A 26,495-nucleotide genomic window follows, 5' to 3' on the forward strand; every position below is an offset into this window, starting at 1 on the left:
ACGCACTGATAAACCGGGCGGGAGCATCAAGCTCCCGCCCTCCTGTTTTCCCTATTTCACGGCATTCGAACCATGGCTTACTCTACTTTTTGCCAGACCCAAAACGATCAGCTCAAGGAGCCGATGTTCTTCGGCCAGTCGGTCAACGTGGCCCGTTATGATCAGCAAAAGCACGACATCTTCGAGCGGCTGATCGAGAAGCAGCTCTCCTTCTTCTGGCGCCCGGAAGAGGTGGACGTCTCCCACGACCGCATCGACTTCCAGGCTCTGCCGCCCCACGAGCAGCACATCTTCATCTCCAACCTGAAGTACCAGACCCTGCTGGATTCCATTCAGGGCCGCAGCCCCAACGTGGCCCTGCTGCCCCTGGTTTCCATCCCGGAGCTGGAGACCTGGATCGAGACCTGGGCCTTCTCCGAGACCATCCACTCTCGCTCCTACACCCACATCATCCGCAACATCGTCAACAACCCGGGCCAGGTGTTCGACGACATCGTGACCAACGAGCAGATCTTGAAGCGCGCAGGCTCCATCAGCCACTTCTATGACGATCTCATCGAGGCCACCTCCGTCTATCACCTGCACGGTGAGGGGACCCACCGGATCGGGGATCGCGAAGTCACCATCAGCCTGCGGGAGCTCAAGAAGAAGCTCTACCTGTGCCTGATGAGCGTCAATGCCCTCGAAGCAATCCGCTTCTACGTGAGCTTCGCCTGCTCCTTCGCCTTCGCCGAGCGCGAGCTGATGGAGGGCAATGCCAAGATCATCAAGATGATCGCCCGTGACGAAGCGCTGCACCTGACCGGCACCCAGCACATGCTGAACCTGATGCGCAGCGGCAACGACGACCCCGACATGGCGGAGATCGCCGTCGAGTGCGAGCAGGCCTGCTTCGAGCTGTTCAAGGAAGCAGCCCTGCAGGAGAAGGAGTGGGCCGAGTACCTGTTCCAGGACGGCTCCATGATCGGCCTGAACAAGGACATCCTCTGCCAGTACGTGGAATACATCACCAACCTGCGCATGGCGGCCGTCGGCCTGCAACCGGCCTTTGCCGGCACCAAGCAGAACCCCATCCCCTGGATCAACACCTGGCTCTCCTCCGACAACGTGCAGGTGGCGCCCCAGGAAGTGGAAGTAAGCTCCTATCTGGTGGGTCAGATCGACAGTGAAGTGCACGCCGACGATCTGGGTGACTTCGAGCTGTGATGCAAGGCGACCTCTGCTGGCAGACCATGATGCGGGAGAGAGACGTCCGTGAGTGACGCCACCGCCACCCTGAACGCCCCCCTGCATACCGCCACCACGGCGCCGGAGGGGCAAGCCCCCCAGGTACAGACCCTGGACGGTGTGCTGCACCCCCATCCCGGCGAAAGCGTGCTGGAGACCCTGGAGCGCCACGGTCATCATGTGGAGTTCCAGTGCCGCAGCGGCTATTGCGGCGCCTGCCGTACCCCGCTGCTGGCGGGCAAGGTGCACTACGCCGCCGTCCCGCTCGCCTTTGTCTCCCAGGGGGAGTGCCTCCCCTGCTGCTGCCAGCCGGTGGGCGCCATCAAGCTCGATATCCGAAAGGGCTGACGGCCCTTGTCGCCAGATCTGCCCCGCAAACAAAAAGCCGCCGGATTGCTCCGGCGGCTTTTTTCATGGGAATGTCCCGTCTCTTGAGGGAAATGAGGGGCCATGACCCTCTTGCGTTACAACCAGGGGGCGGCAGTCGGCCCGTGGTGCAGACCCAGCTTCCAGACCCGGCCAAAGTGCTTGTAATGACCGGCCGCGACACCGGCTTTCTCCCCCATGCCGTGGTAGAGATCGAGGTGGCCCTTCTTCACCGCGCCCCCCACATCCAGCGCAATCAGCAGGCGCAGCTGGTGCTTGCCGGTCCAGTTGCCTGCTTTGTCCAGCAGCGGTACTTCCGCGAGGATGGGGGTGCCCATCGGCAGCAGGGTCTTGTCGGCAGCCACCGCCGCCATGGGCAAGAGCGGAATGCCGGCGGCCCCCACCACGTCATTGGTGGGACGGCGCTCGAAGAAGACATAGGAGGGGTTCTGCTCCACCAGCTCCTTCACGCTCTCTTCCGGCTGACGATTGGCCCACTCCTTGATGGCCTTCATGGACATCTGCTCCTTGGGCACTTCGCCACGGTCGATGAGCACCCGGCCAATGCTGACATAGCCGTGGCCGTTCTTGCCGCTGTAACCAAGGTACTGCAACCGGTCGTCATCGCCGTAGTGAACGAAGCCGGAACCCTGCACGTCCATCAGGAAGTTGTCGATGAGGGACTTGCTGTAGCCCAGCTCCAGCCCCCGGTTGGCCAGCGCCCCCCGGTGGATCTCGGCCCGGCTCGGGCAGCGACCGCCGCAGTTGGGCATGGCATAGATGGGATACTTGTACTGGGCGTCCGGGCGATGGCGCACCTCCAGCACCGGCGAGTAGTAACCGGTGAAGAGCACGTTGCCCATGCGGTCGGCACCGCCAAGCTGCGCCAGGCTGATGCCGTACTGGGTGATATGGGCGGGATTGCCCCCATTGGCGACCCAGCGTGAGAGCTGACGGTAGAGCTCCCCATAGCGGTTCGCCATGCGGCCGGAGCGTTCCATCACCATCCGGCTCTGGGGACCGAACTTGCTGTAATCGGCGCGGGCGCGGCTGTTGACCCGCTCTACCCGCACCAGATCCCCCGGCAGGGCACCATCCAGATACTGCTTGCCCAGATTCACAGGGATCTCGCAGTTCAGAAAACATCCGGATTCCGCCTTCTTCTGGGGCACCTTGACCGGTTCAGGGTTGCCCGCACAACCGGCCAGCCCCACCACGGCGGCGGCCAACCAGTACGCATGTCTATTCATATGTCCTCATATAACACCGAGTGTCTTGCACGGCGGGGAAGATGCCAAAATTGCCCGGGGAAAGCAAACGCCTTCACGCCCCCGACGACGGATTTCTCCTGCCGTGATCTTCTGGGTTATAACAAGGTGACAAGGTGTGAGAGGTCATGGATGGAACAGCTCGAAATCTTCCCGCTCCAGAGCCCCTGTGTCGGGGTCTGCGAACTGAACAACAAGGGGTATTGCAAGGGATGCCTGCGAAGTCGCGAGGAGCGTTTCAACTGGCTTGCCATGACCCCTGCCCAGCAGCAGGAGGTGATGCGCCTGTGCCGCAGCCGCAAGGCCAGGGTCGAGGCCGCCCGCCGCAAGGCGCAGGCCGCAGAGGCGGCCGATCCGCCGCCCCCGCCGGGCTGGGATTTTTAAATCCCACGTTGCCCCTCCCCTCAACAAGAAAGGCGGCCCCAGGGCCGCCTTGTCATTAAGAGTGTGTCACGCCGTGACGTCCTCAGGCGGTCGCCAGCTTGGCCTGCTCCTCGCCACGCTTGAGCATGGCGTAGGCCACCCCGGTCACCAGAGAACCGGCGGCGATCGCCAGGATGTACATCATCACATGGCTGATGGCGTTCGGGATGAAGAGCACGAACAGACCACCGTGGGGTGCCACCAGCTCGCAGCCGAACAGCATGGAGAGCGCACCGGTCAGGGCGCCGCCCACCATGCAGGCCGGGATGACGCGCATGGGATCCTTGGCGGCAAACGGGATGGCCCCCTCGGAGATGAAACACAGACCCAGCACGAAGGAGGCCTTGCCCGCTTCCTGCTCCGCCTTGATGAACTTTCTGCTGGCCAGGAAGGTCGCGATCCCCATCCCCAGTGCAGGCACCATGCCGGCGGCCATGACCGCTGCCATGGGGGCATAGGTCTTGGAGGCGAGCAGGCCGACACCGAAGGCATAAGCCGCCTTGTTGACCGGGCCCCCCATGTCGAAGCACATCATGGCGCCGATGATGACACCCAGCAGCACGGCGTTGGCAGAGCCCATGTTGTTGAGGAACTCGGTCATGGCGTTCATGATGCCCGCCACCGGGCCACCCACCACGTAGATCATCACCAGACCGGTGAACAGGCTGGCAAAGAGCGGAATGATGAGGATGGGCTTGAGGGCTTCCAGGGTGACCGGCAGGCGCACCTTGTCGCTCAGGAACTTGGCGCTGTAACCGGCGAGGAAGCCGCCGACGATGCCGCCAAGGAAACCGGCGCCGAGCGAGCTTGCCAGCATACCGGCGATCATGCCGGGCGCCAGACCCGGACGGTCGGCGATGGAGTAGGCGATGTAGCCTGCCAGCACCGGGATCATCAGGGCGAAGGCGGAGCCGCCACCTATCTTCATCAGGGCCGCGGCCAGCGTCCCCTCTTCCTTGAACGCTTCAATGCCGAAGATGAAGGAGAGCGCGATGATAAGGCCCCCCGCCACCACCATGGGCAGCATGAAGGAGACACCGGTCAGCAGGTGCTTGTAGGGGCCCGCCTTTTCCTCTTTCTTGACCGCAGCCGCGCCGCTGTGGCGATAGACCTTCGCCTCGGTCCAGGCCTTGTCGAGCTCGGCCCGGGTTTTCTTCAGGGCAGCCCCCGTGCTGGTGCGATAGACCGGCTTGCCGTCAAAGCGCGCCATGTCCACCTCGATGTCAGTGGCGAGGAACACCAGATCGGCGGCGGCAATCTCGTCCGCCGTCAAGGCATTCTGGGCACCGACCGAGCCCTGGGTTTCGACGCGGATCTGGTGACCCAGCTGCTTGGCCATGGTCTCCAGGGCCTCGGCCGACATGAAGGTGTGGGCCACCCCGGTCGGGCAGGCCGTCACCGCCACGATGCGCTTGGCACCGCTGGCCGGTTTGGCAACGGCAGGTGCCGCCTCATGGCGATAGACGCTGGCACCGCTTCGCGCGGCGTCCAGCAGGGCAGCGGGATCCTGGAGCGCTAGATCCATGTCGCCCCGATAGAGCGACTTGCCGTCATAGGCGGCCAGATCCACCGGTGCGCTGGCAACGACCAGCACCAGGTCGGCGGCGGCAATCTGCTCTTTCGAGGGAACCTGACGGGGCTGCACGCTGGACTCGACGTCGAGGGTGAGCTCCCAGCCAGCCAGTTTGGCCTGCTGTTCTATCCGTTTTGCAGCGAGAAAGCTGGTGGCAATGCCCGCCGGGCAAGCCGTAACCAGAATTGCTTTCATTGGGCATCTCCTGAGTTAGCCATCAAATGGGGTTGGGGTTGAGTCGGTGCCAGATCATCCAGACGCTGTACGCGCACCTGCTCGAGTAACGGTTTGAGCACATTGATATCGTTGAAGCCGACCGCGACCTGGCTCACCGCCAGTGCCGAGACGGCGGTGGCCAGACGCAGGGTCTGCTCCGGCGTCCAGTCCAGGCTCATGCCATGGACCAGGCCCGCCACCAGGGAGTCGCCGGCACCCACGGTGCTGACCACCTCCATGCGCGGCGGAATCGCCTGCCAGGTGGCATCCGGTGCAAACCAGATGAGGCCGTCGGCACCATTGGAGATCACCACGTTGGGGATCCCGCTTGCCTGCAGCGCGCGGGCGCACTCGGCCTGCTCGCTCAGGGTCTTCACGGGACGACCGGCCCACTGGCTCAGCTCTTCCAGGTTGGGTTTGACCAGGGTCGGCGCCGCCTTGATCCCTTCGCTCAACGCCGCGCCGCTGCAATCGAAGATCACCTGCTTGCCCTTGGCCTTGAGCAGGCGGATCAGATGGCCACAGTAATCGGGGGACACCCCTTTGGGCAGGCTGCCCGCCAGCACGAACCAGTCGGTGTGGGGAGCCAGTCGCTCCAGCGCCGCTTCCAGGGCGCTGACATCGCCTTCCTGCACGGCGAGTCCCGGCAGATTGAGATCGGTCACCCGGCCGGATTGTTCGGAGATCTTGACGTTGATCCGGGTGTCGCCCGCCACGCGCACGAAGTGATCGGCAAGGGCACGTTCCTCGAACAGGGAGACGAAGCTCTGCTGGTTGCCCTCACCGAGCCAGCCGGTCAGGCCTACGTCACGGCCGAGATCTTTCAAGACCATGGCGACGTTGATCCCCTTGCCCGCGGCGCGCAAGTTGGCCTCGCTCACCAGATTGACCTCGCCAGGGTGCATGGCCTCCAGACGGGTGGTGAGATCGAGCGCGGGGTTGAGGGTGATGGTGACGATGTCCATCAGTGCGCCCCCTCGCCCAAGCCGGCGGCAATGGCTTCGCCAATGCCCTTGAGGGCTGCTTCGGCATCCGCTCCTTCGGCGCGAAACGCCAGACGATGACCGCACTTGACCCCAAGCCCGATCACCTTCATCAGGCTCTTGGCAGAGACGGCTTCACCGCTGCCATCGAGGTTGGCGACGCGGATGTCGGATTCATACTCCTTGGCCACCTTGACCAGCATGGCGCCCGGACGGGCGTGCAGACCGTGAGGGTTGATGATGGTGAAGGTCTCGGAAAGCCCGCTCGCCGGACCCGCCTGCAACATGGCAAGACCGTCGCTGCCAGAGAGGGTGGCCAGCTGGCCGGCTGCGGCCAGCTTGGCCAGATTCTCGAGTTGCGGCAAATGGCCGCTATCTGCGGCACACAGCAGCAGCAGGGCGCTGACCGGCAATTCACCGACGTTCAGCGGGGTGCTCGGGGTGGCCAGCACCCAACCGGTCTGGGCCGCTTGCGCACGGGCCAGCCAGATGCCCTCCCCCAGGTGAACAGGCTGACTGGCCAGGAGGGCGCTCACCATGGCTGCGTCTCCCCAGCCTGCGGATTTGGCGCGGGCCGCAGCCCCCAGCAGCAACTGGTCCTGGTCGTCGGCCGGGAAGTCCGCCAGGGTCAGGTATTGCACCTCTTTGGCGCCAGTCGCGCCAGTCAGGATATTGATGATGGTCTCTTCGTCGGTCGCCCCCTTGAGCTGGGCTGCGGCCTGCTCGTCACCCAGCACGTGGGTGAGCTGGCGCAAGATCCCCAGGTGCTCGTCGGACTTGGCGGCGATGCCGATGGCGACGTAGGCAATCTGCCCCTCGTCCCACTCGATTCCGTGGGGGAACTGGGCCACCATGACGCCGGTGCTCTTCACCAGATGACGGGTGTCCGTGGTGCCGTGGGGAATGGCGATACCGCTGCCAAGATAGGTGGCGTGCTGCGCTTCCCGCGCCAGCATGCCGTCCACGTAACCTGCTTCAACCAGACCGGCGTCGGTCAGTTTGCTTGCCAGCAGGGCGATGGCGTCCGCCTTGGTCGTCACCGATTGTCCCAGCAGGATTTGCTGTCGCGCCAACTTCAACATAGAGATTCTCCATCAGGTCCGGCTTCACCTCGCGGCGTACCGGCTCAACTCAACTCGATTTTCGGGTAACTTGCCTGCTGACAATAGACGGTGATCTCTCGCTTTGGTGAGCCGGAACCCATTTCCAAGTGCAGATAATCATCCGTTACTGACAAGCTGAATCGTTTCACTTACACTCAGACTGAATCGTTTCAGCGTATTGTTCAAGATCCCGCAGAAAGTACGTTTCAATGATATGATCCCGCGCACACTTTTCGGTGCCCCAACCAGGAACCGGCGCGGGCCTTGCAACTCAAACAGAGCCAACATGATGAAACTGGATGAAATCGCCGCGCTGGCCGGTGTCTCTCGCACCACCGCCAGCTATGTGATCAATGGCAAGGCCGATCAATACCGCATCAGCCAGGCAACCCGCGACAAGGTGATGGCCGTGGTCCATGCCCACAACTATCAGCCGGACAGCCGCGCCGCTTCCCTGCGCGGCGGCCAGACCCGCACCCTCGGCTTCATCCTGCCCGACCTCGAAAACGCCAGTTACGCCAAGCTCGCCAAGCGCCTGGAGCAAGGGGCCCGCACCCAGGGATATCAGTTGCTCATCGTCTGCTCGGAGGACGATCCGGACACCGAAAAGGAGCTGGCCCGGATGCTGGTGAGCCGCCATGTGGACGCGCTCCTGGTGGCAAGCTGTCTCCCCCCGGCGGATCCCTTCTACCTGGAGCAGCAGTCCAGGGGCGTGCAGATCCTCGCCATCGACCGTGCCATGGCCACCGAGCACTTCGTCACCGTGGCGAGTGAAAACCAGAAGGCGAGCCTGGACCTCACCGCCTCCCTGCTCACCCCGGCCATCGGTCATATCGCCTTGATCACTGCACTGCCGGAACTGACGATCAGTCAGGAGCGAAAAGCGGGCTTCGAACAGGCGATTGCCAGTCACAGTGCGACCCGCCACCTGTGTGAAGGGGCCCACTTCTCGCGCACCGAAGGGTATCGCCTGATCAAGACGCTCCATCAGCAGCTCGGCCAACTGCCCGAGGCGCTGATCACCACCTCCTACATCCTGATGGAGGGGGTGCTCGACTACCTGCTGGAGCAGGAGGCCGACATGAGCCAGCTCGCCATGGCTACCTTCGGGGATGACCGCCTGCTCGATTTCCTCCCCTTTGGCATCAACTCCCTGCCCCAGCAGCACGACGCCCTGGCAAGCCAGGCCCTGACGCTGGCCCTCAAGGCGGTCAATGGCGACTACCAGAGCGGCCTGCACTATGTGAGCCGTACCCTCAAACGCCGCCGCTGACCCGGCAACGACGCACCACCCCGGGGGCGGCCCGCAGTGCCAGCCCCTGAGCCTCCTCCCCCACACCTGCTTGTGTTCTCCCCTGTTGTCTCAGCTTTTGCCCTTCGCCTTCTGGCTTTGAGGTGATCTGCCGGGCGGCAACCCCGCGCCAGGTCACGTTTATCGGCGCCTCGGCTCGCTATAAGTGAAAATGATGGCTTTTGGGAGTATGACCCGATGTTTGCTTATATCGGGCCAGTCGCACCACCAGGGCCCCGTGTTACCCTCTGCAAGCCCTGTTGCCGCCAACGCGGGAGCTCTCGATGTCGACCCGCGACGCAGCCTGACGGGCAGCCTCCCCCTGAGGGGGCGTTTTTTCGGCGCATGGCGCAATGTGTCACTTTTTATTGCCACCCTTCGGCTTGCTACAGCACAAAATCCGCTTTTAAGGGGTTGTTTCCGCCATTTCAATCCGCTAACTTGGCAACCAATTTTTACAACTGACAGATTTCAGGTACAGATGTATCCACACCGATATTGCTAGCCTCCGGCTTTTCCCCGGAGGCGTCTCCCGACACAGCCAACTGGCTCTCTCTTGTTTGCAACAGCGCCCCTCACTTTCGGATGGATGACATGAATACCAAGACCCTGGGTTGTACCCTGTTGATTGCCGGCACCACCATAGGCGCCGGCATGCTGGCCCTGCCGCTGGCCTCCTCGTCCCTGGGCGGCCCCGCCACCCTGATGCTGATGATCGGCCTCTGGGCCCTGATGGCCTTCACCGCCATGCTGCAGGTGGAAGCCAGCCTCAGCACCGGCAAGTGGTACCTGCACCAGCTGGCGGATCACCTGCTCGGCCCCTGGGGCAAGGGCATCGCCTCCTTCTGCATCCTGATGCTGTTCTACGCCCTGGCCTCCGCCTACATCAGCGGCGGCAGCAGCCTGCTGGCCCAGGCACTGGCCGATGCCGGCCTGCCCCTCGGCCAGGAGCAGGCGGCCTGGGTCTTTACCCTGCTGTTTGGCGGCATGGTGTGCGTCGGCACCAGGGAGGTGGATTACCTCAACCGCCTGATGTTCACCGTGAAGCTGGTGATCATGGTGGCGGTGCTGGCGCTGCTGCTGCCCCGCGCCCAGGGGCAGCACCTGCTCTCCATGCCCCTCGGGGAAGGCTTGCTGCTGGCGGGCCTGCCGGTCATCTTCACCTCCTTCGGCTTCCACGGCTCCATCCCGAGTGTCATGCTCTACCTCGGGGACAACCCCAGGCAGTTGCGCCGGGTCTTCGTGTGGGGCTCCGCCTTGCCGCTCGTGCTCTACGTGCTGTGGCAGGTCGCCATCCTGGGGCTGCTGGGCCAGCAATCCCTGATCCAGACCGGCGGCGCCCTGGACAGCCTGCTGGCCAACGTCGGCGGCCTGGTGAGCTGGCCCGCCTTCAACCAGGCGATGCATCTGTTTGCGGATCTCGCGCTCGCCACCTCCTTCCTCGGGGTGACCCTGGGACTGTTCGACTTCATGGCCAAGGTGACCCGTCGCAAGGACAACTGGCAGGGCCGCACCCAGACCGGTCTCATCACCTTCGTGCCGCCCCTGCTGTTCGCCCTCTACTTCCCGCAAGGCTTCATCATGGCGCTGGGTTACGCCGCCATTGCGCTGGCGGTGCTGGCGGTGCTGCTACCGGTGGCCCTGGTGTGGCAGAGCCGCAAGCAGGCCGAGGCGCATCACTACCGCGCCCCGGGCGGCGTGCTGGCCCTGGGCCTTGCCGGCGCCATGGGGGTACTGATCGTCGGGGTGCAGATAAGCGTCAGCATGGGATTGCTGCCCGCCCTCTGATTTCCCCGACCCGACAAGCAGAAACGCCGCAAAGAGACACGCCCCGCCAACCCAGTTGGCGGGGCGTTTCATTGGCACGGGCTCACTTGGCCGACTCGCGCCCCTCCTCGCGAAGCCCATCCAATAATAAACATTTGAGTGCAACCATGTATAGATGTGTACATGACTGCGCCCCTGTCCTACACTGCTTAGCAGACAACCCATGATCCCGTGCCCGTCTGGCACGCCAACCCGGGAGGCAACATGGCCGCCACCGCATCTCTTCCCCGGCAACAGCCCGCCGTCGATCCCAGCAAGGCCCTGCCCGTGGTGTTTCGCATCCTGGACAAATGGCAGTGCAGCACGGATGAACAGCTCAGGCTGCTTGGCATTACCTCCCGCTCCACCCTGAACAAGTACAAGGAGGCCAGCGGCGGCATTCGGCTGAGCGCCGATCTCCAGGAGCGGATGAGCTATCTACTCAACATCCACAAGAGCCTGCGGCTGCTGTTCAGCCTGGATGAGAGCATCTATGGCTGGGTGCGCAAGCCCAACAGCCACCCCTTCTTCGCCGGGCGCAGCGCGATGGAGGTCATGCAGGGTGGGCGGGTGGCAGATCTTTACGAAGTGGCCACCCGGCTGCACGCCTGGCGCGGGGAGATGGCCTGATGTCCTCCCCGCCCTTGCGCACCTTCCACAATGCCTGCGCCTATCGCATCATTCCGAGCCGCTTTCCCCCCATCTGCCTCTATGAAGACGTCGCTACCGCCGATGAGCTGGAGGCGGTCTGGGCCGTCGAGGCCCTGACCAACGACAGGCTGAGGGAAGAGGCGGGCGAGCTGATGCGGGTGCCCAGGGAAGACTGGCTGGTGGGGCTGCCCGGCGGCAGCTATGTGATGGCCGCCTTCACCCACCTCAATCCCGAGGGTGGCCGGTTCACCACGGGGGACTTTGGCGGCTACTATTGTGCCCCCTCCCTCGACACCGGCATCAAGGAGACGGTCTACCACAGGGAGCGGATCTTCGGGTACACCCGGGAGCCAGCCCAGAAGGTGCAGATGCGGGTGATCCAGGCTCAGTTCAGCGCCAGCCTCATCGACATCACGGGCCCGGCGTATCTGCCAGGCCCCCTCTATCACGCCACCGATTACGGCCCCGCCCAGGCCTTCGCCCGGGAGCAGAAGGTCGCCGGGGCGGACGGCATCCACTACCGCTCGGTGCGCCACCCCGGTCACGACTGTCACGTGCTCTATCGCCCCCGTCTGGTCAGCCGGGTGGACCACGCCCGTCATCTGGAGTACCACTGGAGCGGCGAGGCCATCACCCATGTGCTGGAGATCCGCCTCTACGGTGAATAGCGTCTACCAGGACAAAAAAAGCCCCGCCAGATTGGCGGGGCTTTTTGTATCAACCGAACAGTGGGGGAGCCTGGCTCCCTGGCCGCTTACTGGTTGTGGCTGGCGCGACGGGGACGACGGGCCTGGGCCGGTTTGGCGGCGCCGCCTTCCGGACGCTGACCGCCCTGGGGCTTGGGCTTGCCACCGTTGCCGGAGCGATTACCACCGCCATTGCCACCGTTGGCAGAACGACCGGCACCCTGACGCTGGCCCTGACCTTGCGGACGCGGCGCACGGCGCTGCTCGCTCGGATCGCGCGGCTCTTTGCGAAGCGGCGCGCCGATACCACGGGCGATGTTGTCGAGGGTCTCGCGGGAGGCTTCAAAACCGGCCACCTGCTCGCACGGAATGTTCTGCTTGGTCAGACGCTCGATGGCCTTGATGAGCTTGCCTTCATCGGCCGCTACCAGGGAGATGGCGTGACCGGCAGCGCCGGCACGACCGGTACGGCCGATACGGTGCACGTAATCTTCCGCCACGTTCGGCAGCTCGAAGTTGACCACCTGCGGCAGTTTGTCGATGTCCAGACCACGGGCGGCGATGTCGGTCGCCACCAGCACCTTGACGCTGCCATCCTTGAAACCGGCCAGGGCACGGGTACGGGCACCCTGGCTCTTGTTGCCGTGGATGGCGGCGGCGCTGACGCCGTTCTTGTCGAGGGTCTCGGCAACGCGGTTGGCCATGTGCTTGGTACGGGTGAACACCAGCACCTGCTGCCAGTCGTTGCTGGTGACCAGGTGACTCAGCAGGGCAATCTTGTTGGCCTTGTCACAGGGGTGTACCAGCTGCTCGATGCGCTCGGCGGTGCTGTTGCGCGGGGTCACTTCGATCACCGCCGGGTTGTCCAGCAGACCGGTGGCCAGCTCGCGAATTTCGTCGGCGAAGGTGGCGGAGAAGAGCAGGTTCTGGCGCTTCTTCGGCAGCAGGGCCAGGATGCGGCGGATGTCGCGGATAAAGCCCATGTCGAGCATGCGGTCCGCTTCGTCCAGTACCAGGATCTCCACTTCGTCGAACTTGACGGCGTTCTGGTTGTAGAGATCCATCAGGCGGCCCGGGCAGGCCACCAGCACGTCCAGACCACGGCGGGTCGCCATCATCTGGGGGTTGATGCTCACGCCGCCAAATACCACGTGGCTGCGGATCGGCAGGTGCTTGCCGTAGTTGCGCACGCTCTCGCCCACCTGGGCGGCCAGCTCGCGGGTCGGGGTCAGCACCAGGGCGCGGATGCGGTTCGGGGAGACCTTGCGCTTGCTTTCAATCAGACGTTGCAGCATCGGCAGGGTGAAACCTGCGGTCTTGCCGGTCCCGGTCTGGGCGGCGGCCATCAGATCACGGCCAGCCAGTACCGCCGGGATCGCTTGTTGCTGAATGGGAGACGGGGTGTCGTAGCCTTGCTCGGCAACGGCACGCAACAAGGGTTCGGCCAGACCGAGGGAAGTAAAACTCATAGTTACCTGCTAGGGATAGGGGCGCCAAAGATCGTGGTGGGGCTCCTCTGCTGAGCCGATGCCATCTCACAGGATCCGGGCCTATAGAGAAAACAACGATTTCCCCGGGGAGCAGAGCAAAGGGGAAAGAATAGAGGCGCAGTCTAACGGAGTTGGCGCACTTAGACGAGGAAAATGTGATGCGCCTCCCAGCACGGCTGGAAATAGGGACGAAGGCAGGACAAAATGGCCCGAATCGCCGTATGTATCAATGCCCCTGCGCAGCCTGCCGGGGACGGCGCGATACACGGAACAGGAGGTTTTGATTGAAACGGAAGTTCACCCCCACCGCCCGGCGCATGCTGGGCCTCGTCCTGCCCCTGCTCTTCGCCCAGCCCCTCGCCGCCAGGGAGACCCTGTCGGTGGCCTGGAGCCACTGGCCCCCTTTCAGTCAAATCGCTGCCGACGGCACCCTCGGCGGACTGGACGTGACCCTGACCCGCCAGATCCTGGGCAAGGCAGGCGTGGAGCCCGCCTTTCGCAACCTCCCCTGGGCCCGGGCCCTCTACCTCATGGAGCGCCAGCAGCTGGACGTGGCCATGGGCGCCCTGAAAACCCCCGAGCGGGAGCGGTTCGCCCGCTTCTCCGCCCCCTATCGGCGCGCCAGCTTCGTGCTGCTGAGCCAGCGCCCGCAGGCCGGGGAGCCCGACGGCTGGCAAGGGCTCACAGAGCTGGCAACCCTCTGCCAGGCCAAGGGGCTTCGACTTGGCAAGCTGCGGGGTACCCGCCCCCTGCCGATGAACGAGGAGTGCCCTGCCCTCGGGCAGGCGAGTGAATACAACAGCGATGACAGGCTGCTCACCCTCTTGCTGGCGCACCGCCTCGACGGCGTCATCATGGAGTGGCAATACGCCCGCTACCAGCTCGGGGCGAGCAATGCCATCCAGTGTCAGGTGCTCTTGCACCAGCAGCCGGTGCGCCTGATGTTTGCCAAAAAGGCCGTGAACGATGAGGCGCTCGCCCGCATCGATGCCGCCATCGCCACCCTGCCCTCACCGGATCCCGCCTTTGCGCCGCCCCGCTGCCGCCTGGACGCAACCCGGCACCCATCGCTCTCGACGCCATCGGCCCCCTGAGGCAGGCGCCGGCAAAAAACCATGAAAAAGGCGACCCTGGGGTCGCCTTGTGGTATCTGGTGATCACTCACCTGGCCCGCAGCGTGATCAGCGCAGCTGCGGGGTCTGGGTGTGCACGCCCTGGTTCTGGGCGCGGTGGCGCAGCAGGTGATCCATCAGCACCAGGGCCAGCATGGCCTCGGCGATGGGCACGGCACGGATGCCGACGCAGGGGTCGTGACGCCCCTTGGTGATCATCTCGGTGGCCTCACCGCTGGTGGTGATGGTCTTGCCCGGCACCGTGATGCTGGAGGTAGGCTTGAGGGCCATGCTCACCACGATCTCCTGACCCGACGAAATGCCCCCCAGGATGCCCCCCGCATGATTGCTGGCAAAGCCGGTCGGAGTCATCTCGTCCCGGTGCTCCGAGCCTTTTTGCTCCACCACCGCGAAGCCGTCACCGATCTCCACCCCTTTCACCGCGTTGATGCCCATCATGGCGTGGGCGATGTCGGCGTCGAGGCGGTCGAACACCGGCTCCCCTAGGCCTACCGGCACGTTGCGCGCCACGACGCACACCTTGGCCCCCACGCTGTTTCCCTCTTTCTTGAGGGCACGCATGTATTCATCCAGCGCCTCCAGCTTGCCCGCATCGGGGAAGAAGAAGGGGTTCTGCTCGATCTGGCTCTCGTCGAACCCTTCCGCCTTGATGGGGCCGAGCTGGGAGAGAAAACCCACGATCTCGATGCCGTGCACCTGTTTCAGGTACTTCTTGGCGATGGCGCCCGCCGCGACCCGCATGGCGGTCTCGCGGGCCGAGGAGCGGCCGCCGCCACGGTAGTCACGCTGGCCGTACTTCTGGTGATAGGTGTAGTCGGCGTGGCCGGGTCGGAACAGATCCTTGATCTCGGAGTAGTCCTTGGAGCGCTGATCGGTGTTCTCGATGAGCAGCCCGATGGAGGTGCCCGTGGTCTTGCCCTCGAACACCCCGGAGAGGATCTTCACCTCGTCCGCCTCGCGGCGCTGAGTGGTGTAGCGGGACGTACCGGGCTTGCGCCTGTCCAGATCCCCCTGCAAATCGTCTTCGCTTATCTCCAGCCCCGGCGGGCAGCCGTCGACCACGGCGCCCAGCGCCAGACCGTGGCTCTCGCCGAAAGTGGTGACCCGAAAGAGTTGGCCGAAACTGTTCCCTGCCATGAATGCTCCTTGCTGCTTAGTTCTTGTAAATGGCGAAATGGGCCTGGTACTGCTCGAGCTCTGCGCGGGTCATCACAAAGACGCCGTGGCCGCCGTTTTCGAACTCGACCCAGGTGAAGGGCACCTCGGGGAACTGGGCTTCCAGGTGGATCATGCTGTTGCCCACCTCGACCACCAGCACGCCATCCTCTTTCAGGAAGTCGGCGGCATTGGCCAGCAGACGTTTGGTGAGCTTGAGGCCGTCGGAGCCCGACGCCAGGGCCAGCTCCGGCTCGTGGCGAAACTCCTCCGGCAGATCCGACATGTCCTCGGAGTCCACGTAGGGCGGGTTGGAGACGATGAGATCGTACTTGTCACCGGCCGGCAGATCCCGGAACAGATCGGAGCGAATGGGGATAACCTGCTGCTCCAGCCCGTGATCGTTGATGTTGCGCTCGGCCACGTTGAGGGCATCGACGCTGATGTCGATGGCATCCACTTCCGCATGGGGGAACTCGTGGGCCATGATGATGGCGATGCAGCCGGAGCCGGTACACAGGTCCATGATCCGGGTCGGTTCGTCTTTCAGGAAGGGGGCGAAGCGGTTGGCCACCAGCTCGGCGATGGGGGAGCGCGGAATGAGCACCCGTTCGTCCACGTAGAATTCCCAGCCCGCATACCAGGCCTTGTTGGTCAGGTAAGGCGCCGGAATGCGCTCCTGCACGCGGCGGATGATGAGCTCGGCGATGCGGTGGCGCTCGCTGGTGGTCAGGCGGGAGTGGCGCATGCCCGGATCCACGTCCGGCGGCAGATGTAACGCGGGCAGCACCAGTTGCACGGCCTCATCCCAGGCGTTGTCGGTACCATGTCCGTAGAAGATCCCGGCGTCGTTGAAACGACTCATGGCCCAGCGCAACATGTCCTGGATGGTGTGCATTTCGGCAACCACCTCATCGATAAATATCTTGTCCAAATCCACCTCCAAGTCGAGTAATATCCGGCCCGAGAATTTTATACAGCGAGCAAGACGAGTACCTGATGAAAAATACGCCCTCACTCACAGACGAGGAAAGCCTGTTGTTTCGTGATGCTGTCAAAGGTACCCGGAAAATTAAGCAAGATACCATAAGGGCCTCCTCAAGCCCGGTCAAGCAGAAACGCGAAGTGCGCGAGAGCCGCGAAAAGCTTGGGGTTGACCACTTTTTCAGCGACGAGTACCAGCCCCATCTCGAGGCGGACGGGCCGACCCGTTACGTGCGCGACGACGTGTCAAAATTCGAGCTGAAAAAGCTCAAGCGCGGCAGCTACCCGCCGGAGATTTATCTGGATCTGCACGGCATGAACCAGCACCAGGCCAAGCAGGAGCTGGCGGCCCTGCTCACCCTGTGCCGAAAAGAGAACATCCACGTCGCTTCGGTGATGCACGGCATCGGCAAGCACATCCTCAAGCAGCGCATCCCGAGCTGGCTGGCCCAGCACCCCGCTGTGCGCGCCTTTCACCAGGCGCCGCGGGAGTGGGGGGGCGAGAGCGCCATCCTGGTGCTGCTGGACATCGAGGAGTGACCCCCTTCCCCACCCCGCCTTGCCCCGGGCGAACGCCATAAAAAAACCACCGCCAGCTTGCGGTGGTTTTTTTATGGCGCCCCACAGGGGTCAGCTGGCGGCTTCCATATGTCGCTTGAAGTTATCCAGGATGCTCTGCCACCCCGCCCGCTGCTGTTCGCCGCTGTGCAGGGACTCGGCATCGAACCGCTCCTCCACCCGGGTGCCCCCCTGCTCTGCCACGAACCGCACGCTCACCTCGCGGCCATCGTCCATGACGTAGCCGAGCCCCGTCGGCGCTGTGACCTCGGTGAAGGTCCCCTCGAAATCAAACCCCGTGCTGCCATCCCGCGCCGCCATGTGGTGGCAAAAACGCCCACCCACCCGCAGATCCACCCGGCTTTGGGGGCAGTGCCACTGCGGGGAGGCGGCGTTCCATGCCATGATGCTGGCGGGGGTGTTCCAGCCCTGCCACACATCGGCAATCGGCCTGGCAACCCAGACGCTGACGCTTATCTTCATCTCTCTGATCCTCTGGCTTTCCTGCACGTTTTGCACTGTGGCACTGTCATGCCACGCCGGGCGCATCGGGCTGCGCCAAAAAGTGGGCCACCAGGGCATTGGCATGGCCGTGGCCCATGGCGTGTTCGTCCTTGAGCCAGGCCACCAGGGCCATGTGTTTGCGCTCCTCCCGCCCTGCCAGCAGGGTCAGCCAGTGGGCGATGGGCTGGCCGTATTTCTGCTCGATGGCAGGAAAGTAGGAGGCAGGCCCCTTCACCTTCGGTTGTTCATCCATGATGGCTTCTCCTCGGGGTGAGTACAGGCTCAGGGTTTGGGGGCGAACTGCTCGAACACCTGCTGTCCGGTCAGGGTCGGGGTGTCGTTCTTGAGGGCATAGAAGTCGGGCTTCTCGTCGATGAAGATCTGCCCGGTGAGCTCGAACCCCTGATCCTGAAACAGGCCGGCGGAGAGGATGTACTCGTCCGTCGGCAACAGATGGTAGAAAAGATGGGTGCCGCAGGTGGGGCAGAATCCGCGCTCCGCCCACTCCGACGAGCGGTAGGCCACCGGGGCCATCCCGGTGAACCGCACGCCCTTGCCCCCGTGCACCGCGAACATGGGCCCCCCTGACCAGCGCCGGCACATGGCGCAGTGACACAGGTTGACCTCCTTGTGATCGCCGCTCGACACGGTGATCCCGCCACACAGACAATGTCCTTCCATGATGCCTCCTGAGAGTTGGGGCGACAGACCGGGCGAACGGGTGCTCGCCTTCTTGCCGCACCAGATGAAGTAGCACGGGATCCGGGGGGCGACAACTGACCATACCGGGGCCTTACCGCGAGGCTGAGGCTCCCGGAGCGGGAAAATCCCCCTCTTTATTCATCGTATGAATGACTCAACACACCCCATGCACCGGATAAATAATGGTCAGGTTCCCTCCTGCAAGGCGATGCGATTCCCCTCGCAATCCCGACACTCCGCCACCCGGAGGCTCTCCCCGACCCCCGACCCGGGTGACGGGATAGAGACAGGCCCCGCCCGATGCCAGTGCCCGGGCCATGGCCCCCTCGATGTCAGCCACCCGCAGATAGATCCGGGTGCCATCCAGGCTCGGCACATAGCTCTCCCCCTTCGCCAGGGCGCCGGAGCAGCCCGCCGTGCCACTTTCCAGGGGAAAGAGCGCCATCTCGTTGCCATCGATCTGCACCCGCTCCAGCACCGTCTCGAAGACCCCCTCATAGAAGCGAATGGCTCTCTCCAGATCCTGTACCGGAATTTCAAAATGAATGGCGATGTTCATGGTCATCCTCCCTCGGTGTGAACCCGCAGGCTATCAGCGCCAAAAGAGGCGCAACAAGCCAGCGCGGCGATCAACAAGGGAGGCGCGCGGCCTCCCCGGGGTGCTTGCGCTTGTACTGACTCTCAGGTCACCGGTGCCCAGGGGTCGCCCTTGCCCGGCTCGTTGCCCTGGGTCCACCACTTGGCCTGATAGATGATCCCCTTGTGGCTCACCTTGTTGCCCGCGGTGTAGACCTTGCCTGCCTCCCAGGCCGGTACCCCGTCCACCAGTGGCGTGCCGGGGTCGACCGGGGCCGGATCCAGCGTGGCCACCACCCGTACCTTGGGCCAGCTGGCGTGGGAGCCGTAGAAGTTGGTCACGCACTTCTCGTAATCCCCCGGCACCAGGGCCGAATAGGCGGTCTGGTACCCCACCAGATCACACTCGAAGGAGTAGCCGCCGGGTCTGTCCGGGTAGTATTTCCAGTTGCCGTCCCAGTTGGTGTAGAGCACGTCGGTGGCGCCGTTGAGGTTGAGGCTGCCATAGGGGATCTGCTGCCAGCAGGTGTTCTTCTCGTCCGCCAGCAGCGGGATCCCGTAGTGGGCCGCAAGCCCCTCCCAGTAGCGGATGCGGTTGACCGGCTGGCCCTTGTTCTTGTTCTGCTCGCCGCACCTCGATGCCACCGTTGATGATGTTGATGGTGGTGCCAAAGCCGTAGCCGATGCCCGCCGCCAGCTCACGCTGGGAGGGCACCCAGGTCCGGTCGATGACGTGCAGCATGGCGGGTTTGGGAGCCTGGGGCGTCAGGAAGAACCAGATGGCGGAGGCGAGGTTGAGCCAGGAGTCCGCCACCAGCCCGGGGTTGTTGAGGAGCACGGTGGCGTCGCCGTCGAACATGGCCTCGGAGAAGGCGCCGTAGTTGAAGTGGTAGGAGAGCTGCTTGGCGCCGCGACCGAAATAGCCCTGACCGGTGCTGCAGGGCCAGCGCCGGTTCTGCCAGTCACTCTGGCCACACCCCGTGGTGTAGCCGGTCTGCCCCTCAGACCAGCCCATCTCCCGCACGTGCACCAGGGCCTGTTGCCACTCCTCCAGCCCCAAGGGGTTGTCGGAGACATTCTCCTTGGCGATGTGGCCGCCGGTCTCCTGGGCAAAGTGGGCGAAGGCGGTGATGATGGACTTCTTGCAGATGGCGTCCGCATTGCGCCCGTCCGTGTAGTCGCCGCAGAAGGCGGGGAACTTGCCCACCGCCCGCAGGAAGCGCTCGTAGGTGTACTCCGGGGCGGCCATCTGGGTCAGGAACTCCCAGTCCGATTCGGTGAAGACCCGCTCGACCCGCTTGACGTTGTCCGGGTTGCCGGGGGCGCGGGCCACGATGGCCTCCACCACCGTGTTGGGCCGGGTGGCCAGGGCGTGGGACCAGATCCCGTACATGGGGTTGGCGGTCTTGGCCTGGGCCGCACTGGCGAGATCCGCCGCCGCCATCACATAGCCGCCGCTGTTCTGGGGATCGGGCTGGATTGTCATGGCGCTCTAGCCGGGCAGCGCCCAGACGAGGGCAACCAGGCAGGCGGTACGCGTGAGCATGAACATGGGTAACCATCCTTGTCTTGAAAATGTCAGGGCGAGCATAGGCATCCTGGCAACTAAATTCACGACAAGAATTAAGAATTTGGCGAAATTGTGAGCCATACCCTCCTGCACTCAGATGGCGCTCGTTTGCAGGGGGATCCAGCCCCGGCCCAGGTCTTGTTGGCACAACCACCCGCACCGGACCAGGGGCCTGGCTCAGATCCCCCCTGCGCGCACCGCCCGGATCAGCAGATTGCGCGGGGTCATGGGTTTGGGGCAGAAGGTGCCCACCTCCACCCGGTAGCCCTGCTCCTCAAGGAAAAGGGCGCGATCGAGCAGCAGCCAGATTTCCAGGGGACGGCGAAACAGGTGGCGCACCAGCTCCATGCGGGCGACGTCGCCAAAGCGCCGCTCCCCCTGTGCCAGCAAGGCGGCGTAGTCGAGCCCCGCGGGCAAGCCCATCCCCTTGCATTCGGCGGCCCAGTGGCAGAAATCCTCGAAGTCCCCGGTCAGCAGGCTCTTTTGCAGGTTGGGCACCGGCAGGTACTCATCCACCCCGCGCACCTGGCGCTGCAGGCAGTCAAAGGCGAGGCGCCACACCACCTCCCGCTCCCGCAACCTGGCGATGCGGGCGCCGCCGGTCACCGTCTCCTGCAGCGGCAGCTTCAGGTCGCTCTTGCCAAGGCGCAGGGCACTGGCCCTGGCGGCCCGGGAGAGGGGCGCATAGTGCTCTCCCCTGATGAGGTGGTAGCAACACGGGGAGAGGGTCACCCCCTGGGCGCCCCCCTCGGCCACCCGCGTCAGCAGATGGGTGTGCAGATCGCCGCAGGCATGGAGCGCCATGGCGTGATGGTGCGGGGCGATGAGGGCCCCGGACTCGGCGGCAAAGGCATCCGCCTCCACGAACCGCATATTGGCGCCGTCGCGCGCGGCGAGCCGCCGCCCCTCTTCGCAGAGCGCCCCCTGCCACTCCAGGCTCAGGATCTCGGCGCCACGGTGCAGCGACACCAGGCGCCCCAGATGCCCCTTGCCGGCGCACCACTCCAGATAGGGACCTTGGTGGGGGGGCAGACAGCCGGTGAAGGCCTCTATCTGCCCCTGCTTGCGTCCCGGCATGTACATCGCCATGGCCCTGGCGCACTGGACGGGCTCTGGGGCGAAAGGGGCAAGCTCGCCGAGAGCCTGCAACTCGGCCCCCGCCGGGATCCAGGGGGCGAGCAGGGTGCAGAGCGCATCCATGTCCCCGTCGAGGTGCGCTATCTCGTCAAGGGTCAGGGCTGCCAGGCACTTCGCAAGGGCTGGCGCCTCGCGGGCAAAGGCGATCCCCAGGTGGTGATAGGGCTGGTATTGCCACCAGCGTCGCTCGGCAGTGAGCAAGCAGTCCAGTTGTCGAAAACGGTGGGCCAGCACGGTGAACCTGTCCTTTGGCGCAAAAAGGGAGGCTCATTCTAGCGATCTGCCGTCAAAAAGCACTCGCCTGTGCGCCTCTGGTAGCCTGACAAAAAGCAGGGATTTGTGCTATATTCCGCCCCCTCATTCGCGCAGCCCGCCACGGCGAGCCGCTTTACCCCTATAAACGGAACCCAATCATGACCATCAATGCCATCCTGCAAGCCCGTGCAAATGCCAAATGCGAGCTGTGTGGCGCAGAACATGCGCTGACTGCCTTCCCGGTGCCGCACTCCCCCGCCAGCGACGACGACCACAGCGTGGCCCTCTGCGCCACCTGCCGCGGCCAGCTGGAGCAGCCGGACACCACGGAGGTGAACCACTGGCGCTGCCTGGGTGACAGCATGTGGAGCCAGGTGCCGGCGGTGCAGGTGATGGCCTGGCGCCAGTTGAAGGCCCTCGTCGCCCGGGGCGAGCTCTGGGCCCAGGACATGCTGGACATGATGTACATGGAAGACGAGGTCAAGGCCTGGGCAGACGCCGGCGTGACCAGCGACGATGACGACAGCGTGCCGACCGTCGACTCCAATGGCGCCGTGCTGGTGGAAGGGGACTCCGTCACCCTGATCAAGGATCTGGACGTCAAGGGCGCGGGCTTCACCGCCAAGCGCGGCACCCTGGTCAAGGGCATTCGCCTGACCAACAACCCGCTGCACATCGAGGGCAAGGTCAACGGCATGCAGATCGTGCTGGTGGCCGCCTACCTGAAGAAGGCCTGATACCGCCCCTTCAAGCCAGAAGCGCCCCCAGGGGCGCTTTTTTGTTGCCTCTGTTTCCTGCCGTTCGGGTGGCACTCGCGGGAAACTGGACTATCCTGCAAACCAGTTCCGCGGTATGCCCCTCCCCTGACTGTCAGTGCGCCAACGGAGAGGGCCTTCCCGGCACGCATGGAAAGACCCCGGGCACCCTGATCCCCATGGCGCCCACGAGACAAGGAGCCGCCCCATGGCCAGCAAGAAAGAGATCAAGAAGAAGATCGCCGCCCGCCAGGCGAAAATCGCCAAGCACGAAAGCAAGATCAAAAAGCTGAAAAAAGCCCTGAAATAGGGGCTGACAACCATTAAAACCGCCTGATGGCGGTTTTTTCATTACTGCGTTGGCCGCAAGGCGCGTCGAGTGGCCATGACTGCCAACCTCCGGCTAGCACCAATACTTCCTGTTCCAACCACAATCCCCTTTCGATCAGATATATAAGGACCTCTTCCAGTTGCTTGCCATGCTCACTCACCACGGGGACCTCCTCCCATGGGATCTTGCCTCTGCTGATCGGTTGCCCCTCCAGACGGCGGATCAGAGTGCGGGCATAGTGATGAACATAGGCCATCAAGGTGTCGGGTAGCCAAAGAGCCAACGGACGACGAAGGGCATGGGCCAGCTCGTTAGCGATATCCAATCCGCGCTGATCCAGATCGCCAAAATGGGCCCAGGGTACGGCAGCCGGCAACAGCGGGAATACCTGACGTGCCAACTTGGTATTGCGGCCAGGCACATAGAGCAACAACTCCCCCACTTGCAGCGGGTAATCCACGAAAGCTCCCTTGTTCTCCACCGTGACCAGTTGCCGCCCCTGCCACTCAATGCCATGTAACTTACTCAAGCAGCGCTCCGGTAAGACCAGCTCTCCCAATAGTGCCAGTTGCGCCCTCATGTCGTGGCGCAGTCCGTCCTGGTCGATGAGTGACAGCGGGCTCAGCGTGCGAAGTCGAATCACTTCATCCTGTGTCAGCGTGATGTCGATAGCATCATTATCTGGATCTATCCCGCTCTTGCTGTCCCCATGCCAGAGGGCATGAAAACTGGCCTGGTTTAGATGTGCGGGCAGGTCCACCCCGAGAGCCCGTATCGTGTCACGCCTGTCCGGCATCACTGGTGCAACCTGTGCCAGCTGTGCTGCGAGATAATTCCTTCCAGCATCGGTCAACACATGACGAGCCCCTCGTCCCACTGGCTTGACTCCACCCACAGCCTGCAGGAGATCTCTCAACTCGCGGCCATGCTTGCTATCGAGTGAATATCCCTGGTTATTAGTGTCTGCCAGCAAGCGGGCACAGAGATCCTGCACTCGACGCTCATCAAAAAGTGACATCCTCCCCCCTCATTCATTGCGGTTCCATATGGCCAAGTAGAGGGGATCTTTCTGTCCACAACAGTGATCTTTCTCGCACCAAAGAAAGAGCGCTTCAAGGAACCCTGCAAGTCGACAAGCTCGAGGCAGGACGAGCAGCGCTTACGATTGGCGATCCATCGATATCGGTGAAATCAGTATGCTGCGACGCCATTGGTTAGCCGGTGAGAAAAAAGACAGCTTATCTGCGGTTTTAACACATCATAAAAAACTGCCTTAATGCGATTTTTTTATACACATCCTTGCCTATTGCATTTCCAGCCGCAGACCATGCTGCACCGGATTGCCCTCCCCTGAATCCTCTTCGGGGCCGGGAGAGACGCCGCTGGACGACTCGTCAAAGAGGCTGGCATCATGCCTGCTTTGACGCCAAGGATGTGCTCATGAACCCCAATACCTGGATGCTGTTTGCGCTGGCCTATCTGCTGGCGACACTGACCCCTGGCCCCAATGTGCTGCTGGTGGTCAAGAACGGTCTGCAACACGGCTGGCGCGCCGCCCTTGTCAGCATCCTCGGCAACCTGGGGTGCCAGGCCATCCTCATCGGTCTGGTCGCCATGGGGGTGGGCCCCTGCTGCAAACCCTGCCTCCCCTCTTTGTCGCCCTCAAGCTGGCGGGGGGTGGCTACTTGGTGTATCTGGGCTACAAGGCGCTGCGCGCGGCCAATACCGGTGCCCAAGGGCTCTCTCCCTCCACCGCTCGGGGACGCACCAGAACCACCCTCTCCTTGTTGCGAGAAGCCTTTCTGGTCTCCGCCAGCAACCCCAAGACCATCGTCTTCCTCTGCGCTCTGCTGCCCCAGTTCCTCGATCACCAGAGTCCGCTGACGCTGCAGTTCATCACCATGTACCTGACCATCTGCGCCATCGTCAGCCTGGTGCATCTGTGCTATGTCGCCCTGGCTAGGCGCGCCGGTCGCTACTTCAAGCCAGGTCGCGGCGAGCGCCTCGTTGGCCGCATCACCGGCGGACTCTTCATCACCCTGGGCGGCGCCATCCTGCTCAGTGGTCGTCCCTGATCCCTGTGCCTCACCGTTGCTGACATTATCTGCACCATCGGCGCCGCTTGGGCGCCGCGGATCCCGGCCACCGCGGCTAGAGTTGTAGGCGTGTCTGTATATGAGCCTGCGGTGGAGCGCCATATGTATTCCTACACCCTCACCTTCCGGGAGGAGGCCGACAAGCTGACGGCCCCCGAACACGAGATCCGCTTGCAAAGCCCGGCACAGGCCGGTGATTTCATCATTCTCTCCGATGGCAGTCGCCATCAGGTGATGTTCGTCACCCACCGCGCCCACTACAGCAGCCTCTACCTCGACAAGGGGGTCCGCATCCCCCAGAGCTGATACAGGCATCGTCTTTCGCTCCTGCTATGGTGAGAGAGGGCTGCAGCTCGCCAACGCAAGCCCCTTGCCGCCCAGGGAGCGGCAAGCCCGAATGACCCATTGCCAGAGGTATTGATCATGTTCAGACAGACCGCGCTCATCCTGACCCTCACCCTGTTGGGCAGCGCCCAGGTTCACGCCATCAACCACAAATACGCCGAACAGCTGGAACGCTCCGGCTGCACCCAGGTGACCGAAGCCCAGGGCTGCGATATTCACAAGAGCAAGGCGGAAAACGCCAAGGCAGGATTTGGCACCGCCGCCCCGGCCGCCGACGGCGGATTGAACATGAGCTATGAGCAGAAGCTGGAGCGCTCAGGCTGTACCCAGGTGAGCGAGCTCAGCGGCTGTGACATCAACAAGAGCAAGGCCGAGAACGCCGCCGCCGGATTTGGCGCCGCCCCCGCAGCGGCCAGCGCCAGCCCCTACGCCGGCAACGGGGTCGCCACCTTCCCCGAGACGGGCGCCACGGTCGCGAACATCCGCATCGATGACAAGGATCAGGTGTGGGTCAACGACAAGCAGGTCAGTACCAGGAAATCCGACGGCGCCCTGGTGTTCAAGGAGGGCATGGTCATCTACACCATCCAGGGGGATCGCCGCCTCAAGGGAGAAGATGGCTGGGTCGACAACGATGCGGGCACCAAGGGGCCCATCGCGGCCAAATGACCCCGTCACCATCACGACAAGGGGAGCCGCGGCTCCCCTTGTCGTTTCTGCATGCCTGCAACCGACGCCCCCCTACCTCTTCTTCGGGAAGTCCAGCACGGCCACCACCGGCGAGCAGGACGGGAGCGCCGACCAGGAGGGGGCGTCGAAGATGAAGCGGGCGACGGCACAGGTCGGCATGCGAGTGATACCGGAGGAAAAGCCATGAGCCAGGTCGGTGAAGGCAGGATCATGACCCACCAGCAGTACGCAGGCGAGATCATCTGAAAGCGCCCCCACCACCCCGAGAAGGGTCCCGGCATCGCTCTCGTAGAGGCCCTCGTCGATGACGATGCGGTCCGGGGAATAACCCAGCTCCCCGGCAAGCAGCCGGGCGGTCGTCAGGGCCCGGCAGGCGGGGCTCGAGAGGATGAGATCGGGCTTCACCCCAAGGTGCGCCAGACGAGCCCCCATCAGGGGCGCATCGCGCAGCCCGCGCGCAGCCAGCGGACGAGCGCGGTCAGACAAAGACGCGTCTTCCCAGCTCGACTTGCCATGGCGTACCAGGATCAGGGTTCTTCTCATGACGCACTCCCTGGTTGATCAGGGCCACAGGCGGCCCCTCAGACAGCCCCCCGTTTGCCAGCATGAAGGGGCAGGAGC

The 26,495-nt window shown here is 63.7% G+C and carries 26 protein-coding genes and 2 pseudogenes; 13 read left to right on the top strand and 15 right to left on the bottom strand.

Annotated features, from left to right (window positions below; translation table 11 throughout):
- The first annotated feature begins 72 nt into the window (after window positions 1–72).
- The gene (gene nrdB, locus C2U37_RS20235; protein WP_010674816.1) at window positions 73–1,206 is read left to right on the top strand and encodes a class Ia ribonucleoside-diphosphate reductase subunit beta; all 1,134 of its coding nucleotides are present in this window, start codon (window positions 73–75) and stop codon (window positions 1,204–1,206) included.
- Between the two features lie 48 nt (window positions 1,207–1,254).
- Complete coding sequence (yfaE, locus tag C2U37_RS20240; protein WP_042863899.1) at window positions 1,255–1,575, top strand: class I ribonucleotide reductase maintenance protein YfaE; 321 nt, start codon at window positions 1,255–1,257, stop codon at window positions 1,573–1,575.
- A 116-nt stretch (window positions 1,576–1,691) separates the two neighbouring features.
- Here yfaE and mltA read toward each other — a convergent pair whose 3' ends face one another.
- A complete protein-coding gene (mltA, locus tag C2U37_RS20245; protein WP_104452952.1) occupies window positions 1,692–2,843 on the bottom strand; it encodes a murein transglycosylase A in 1,152 nt (383 codons plus the stop codon).
- Window positions 2,844–2,993: 150 nt separating this feature from the next.
- Here mltA and C2U37_RS20250 point away from each other — a divergent pair, with 150 nt between their 5' ends.
- Window positions 2,994–3,245 carry a DUF1289 domain-containing protein gene (locus C2U37_RS20250; RefSeq protein WP_039040754.1) on the top strand — a complete coding sequence of 84 codons (252 nt, stop codon included), beginning with the start codon at window positions 2,994–2,996 and terminating at the stop codon, window positions 3,243–3,245.
- Window positions 3,246–3,327: 82 nt separating this feature from the next.
- Here the strand turns inward: C2U37_RS20250 and fruA are convergent, their stop codons facing one another.
- The 3 genes from fruA to fruB are packed head-to-tail and all read right to left on the bottom strand — an operon-like array spanning window position 3,328 to window position 7,138.
- Window positions 3,328–5,052 (bottom strand): PTS fructose transporter subunit IIBC, encoded by a 1,725-nt coding sequence (gene fruA / locus C2U37_RS20255; RefSeq protein WP_104452953.1) that lies wholly within the window; start codon window positions 5,050–5,052, stop codon window positions 3,328–3,330.
- On the bottom strand, window positions 5,049–6,038 hold the full coding sequence (gene pfkB, locus C2U37_RS20260; RefSeq protein ID WP_049636760.1) for a 1-phosphofructokinase: 990 nt from the start codon (window positions 6,036–6,038) through the stop codon (window positions 5,049–5,051). The genes fruA and pfkB overlap by 4 nt, the downstream gene beginning before the upstream one ends.
- Complete coding sequence (fruB, locus tag C2U37_RS20265; RefSeq protein WP_042017120.1) at window positions 6,038–7,138, bottom strand: fused PTS fructose transporter subunit IIA/HPr protein; 1,101 nt, start codon at window positions 7,136–7,138, stop codon at window positions 6,038–6,040. Before fruB ends, pfkB begins: the two co-directional genes overlap by 1 nt.
- A 307-nt stretch (window positions 7,139–7,445) precedes the next feature.
- Here fruB and cra point away from each other — a divergent pair, with 307 nt between their 5' ends.
- From cra to C2U37_RS20285, 4 genes are all read left to right on the top strand, one after another.
- Window positions 7,446–8,432 carry a catabolite repressor/activator gene (cra, locus tag C2U37_RS20270; protein ID WP_010674823.1) on the top strand — a complete coding sequence of 329 codons (987 nt, stop codon included), beginning with the start codon at window positions 7,446–7,448 and terminating at the stop codon, window positions 8,430–8,432.
- 612 nt (window positions 8,433–9,044) lie between these two features.
- Entirely contained in the window at window positions 9,045–10,238 is a 1,194-nt protein-coding gene (locus C2U37_RS20275) for an aromatic amino acid transport family protein (protein WP_104452954.1), read from the top strand.
- 243 nt (window positions 10,239–10,481) lie between these two features.
- Window positions 10,482–10,886 carry an antitoxin Xre-like helix-turn-helix domain-containing protein gene (locus tag C2U37_RS20280; RefSeq protein ID WP_039040750.1) on the top strand — a complete coding sequence of 135 codons (405 nt, stop codon included), beginning with the start codon at window positions 10,482–10,484 and terminating at the stop codon, window positions 10,884–10,886.
- Window positions 10,886–11,575, top strand: coding sequence for an RES family NAD+ phosphorylase (locus C2U37_RS20285; protein WP_104452955.1), 690 nt, complete (start codon window positions 10,886–10,888; stop codon window positions 11,573–11,575). The genes C2U37_RS20280 and C2U37_RS20285 overlap by 1 nt, the downstream gene beginning before the upstream one ends.
- Before the next feature lie 86 nt (window positions 11,576–11,661).
- On the opposite strand, the gene C2U37_RS20290 is transcribed toward C2U37_RS20285, so the two are convergent.
- Complete coding sequence (locus C2U37_RS20290; protein WP_104452956.1) at window positions 11,662–13,062, bottom strand: DEAD/DEAH box helicase; 1,401 nt, start codon at window positions 13,060–13,062, stop codon at window positions 11,662–11,664.
- A gap of 305 nt (window positions 13,063–13,367) precedes the next feature.
- Between C2U37_RS20290 and C2U37_RS20295 the strand changes: the two genes are divergently transcribed.
- Window positions 13,368–14,177 carry a substrate-binding periplasmic protein gene (locus C2U37_RS20295; protein ID WP_069784635.1) on the top strand — a complete coding sequence of 270 codons (810 nt, stop codon included), beginning with the start codon at window positions 13,368–13,370 and terminating at the stop codon, window positions 14,175–14,177.
- Window positions 14,178–14,264: 87 nt separating this feature from the next.
- Here C2U37_RS20295 and aroC read toward each other — a convergent pair whose 3' ends face one another.
- Complete coding sequence (gene aroC / locus C2U37_RS20300; protein WP_042017130.1) at window positions 14,265–15,353, bottom strand: chorismate synthase; 1,089 nt, start codon at window positions 15,351–15,353, stop codon at window positions 14,265–14,267.
- Between the two features lie 16 nt (window positions 15,354–15,369).
- Complete coding sequence (gene prmB / locus C2U37_RS20305; RefSeq protein WP_069784646.1) at window positions 15,370–16,305, bottom strand: 50S ribosomal protein L3 N(5)-glutamine methyltransferase; 936 nt, start codon at window positions 16,303–16,305, stop codon at window positions 15,370–15,372.
- Window positions 16,306–16,370: 65 nt separating this feature from the next.
- Here prmB and smrB point away from each other — a divergent pair, with 65 nt between their 5' ends.
- A complete protein-coding gene (gene smrB, locus C2U37_RS20310) occupies window positions 16,371–16,895 on the top strand; it encodes an endonuclease SmrB (protein ID WP_049636766.1) in 525 nt (174 codons plus the stop codon).
- Window positions 16,896–16,985: 90 nt separating this feature from the next.
- Here smrB and C2U37_RS20315 read toward each other — a convergent pair whose 3' ends face one another.
- The 6 genes and pseudogenes from C2U37_RS20315 to C2U37_RS20340 form a co-directional block, all read right to left on the bottom strand.
- Window positions 16,986–17,396 (bottom strand): SRPBCC domain-containing protein, encoded by a 411-nt coding sequence (locus C2U37_RS20315; RefSeq protein ID WP_041211466.1) that lies wholly within the window; start codon window positions 17,394–17,396, stop codon window positions 16,986–16,988.
- 46 nt (window positions 17,397–17,442) lie between these two features.
- Complete coding sequence (locus tag C2U37_RS20320) at window positions 17,443–17,670, bottom strand: DUF4287 domain-containing protein (protein WP_049636768.1); 228 nt, start codon at window positions 17,668–17,670, stop codon at window positions 17,443–17,445.
- 29 nt (window positions 17,671–17,699) lie between these two features.
- On the bottom strand, window positions 17,700–18,098 hold the full coding sequence (locus C2U37_RS20325; protein ID WP_041211468.1) for a GFA family protein: 399 nt from the start codon (window positions 18,096–18,098) through the stop codon (window positions 17,700–17,702).
- Window positions 18,099–18,273: 175 nt separating this feature from the next.
- A complete protein-coding gene (locus C2U37_RS20330; RefSeq protein ID WP_232048184.1) occupies window positions 18,274–18,678 on the bottom strand; it encodes a VOC family protein in 405 nt (134 codons plus the stop codon).
- Between the two features lie 122 nt (window positions 18,679–18,800).
- Window positions 18,801–20,247 (bottom strand): annotated as a pseudogene (locus C2U37_RS20335) (chitinase).
- Window positions 20,248–20,442: 195 nt separating this feature from the next.
- Window positions 20,443–21,636: a methyltransferase gene (locus C2U37_RS20340; RefSeq protein WP_104452957.1), complete on the bottom strand. Its 1,194-nt coding sequence runs from the start codon at window positions 21,634–21,636 to the stop codon at window positions 20,443–20,445.
- A gap of 179 nt (window positions 21,637–21,815) precedes the next feature.
- Here C2U37_RS20340 and C2U37_RS20345 point away from each other — a divergent pair, with 179 nt between their 5' ends.
- Window positions 21,816–22,394: a PhnA domain-containing protein gene (locus C2U37_RS20345; protein ID WP_039040739.1), complete on the top strand. Its 579-nt coding sequence runs from the start codon at window positions 21,816–21,818 to the stop codon at window positions 22,392–22,394.
- 341 nt (window positions 22,395–22,735) lie between these two features.
- Here the strand turns inward: C2U37_RS20345 and C2U37_RS20355 are convergent, their stop codons facing one another.
- On the bottom strand, window positions 22,736–23,761 hold the full coding sequence (locus C2U37_RS20355; RefSeq protein ID WP_049636773.1) for a Wadjet anti-phage system protein JetD domain-containing protein: 1,026 nt from the start codon (window positions 23,759–23,761) through the stop codon (window positions 22,736–22,738).
- A 440-nt stretch (window positions 23,762–24,201) separates the two neighbouring features.
- Here C2U37_RS20355 and C2U37_RS20360 point away from each other — a divergent pair.
- The 3 genes and pseudogenes from C2U37_RS20360 (at window position 24,202) to C2U37_RS20370 (ending at window position 25,853) form a co-directional block, all read left to right on the top strand.
- Window positions 24,202–24,818, top strand: a pseudogene (locus tag C2U37_RS20360) (LysE family translocator).
- A gap of 123 nt (window positions 24,819–24,941) precedes the next feature.
- On the top strand, window positions 24,942–25,145 hold the full coding sequence (locus C2U37_RS20365; protein ID WP_039040737.1) for a hypothetical protein: 204 nt from the start codon (window positions 24,942–24,944) through the stop codon (window positions 25,143–25,145).
- A 117-nt stretch (window positions 25,146–25,262) separates the two neighbouring features.
- The gene (locus tag C2U37_RS20370; RefSeq protein ID WP_104453288.1) at window positions 25,263–25,853 is read left to right on the top strand and encodes a hypothetical protein; all 591 of its coding nucleotides are present in this window, start codon (window positions 25,263–25,265) and stop codon (window positions 25,851–25,853) included.
- 72 nt (window positions 25,854–25,925) lie between these two features.
- Here the strand turns inward: C2U37_RS20370 and C2U37_RS20375 are convergent, their stop codons facing one another.
- Entirely contained in the window at window positions 25,926–26,417 is a 492-nt protein-coding gene (locus tag C2U37_RS20375) for a SixA phosphatase family protein (RefSeq protein WP_052816250.1), read from the bottom strand.
- Between the last annotated feature and the right edge of the window lie 78 nt (window positions 26,418–26,495).

The organism is Aeromonas sp. ASNIH1, assembly GCF_002934285.1.
Taxonomy (GTDB): domain Bacteria; phylum Pseudomonadota; class Gammaproteobacteria; order Enterobacterales; family Aeromonadaceae; genus Aeromonas; species Aeromonas caviae.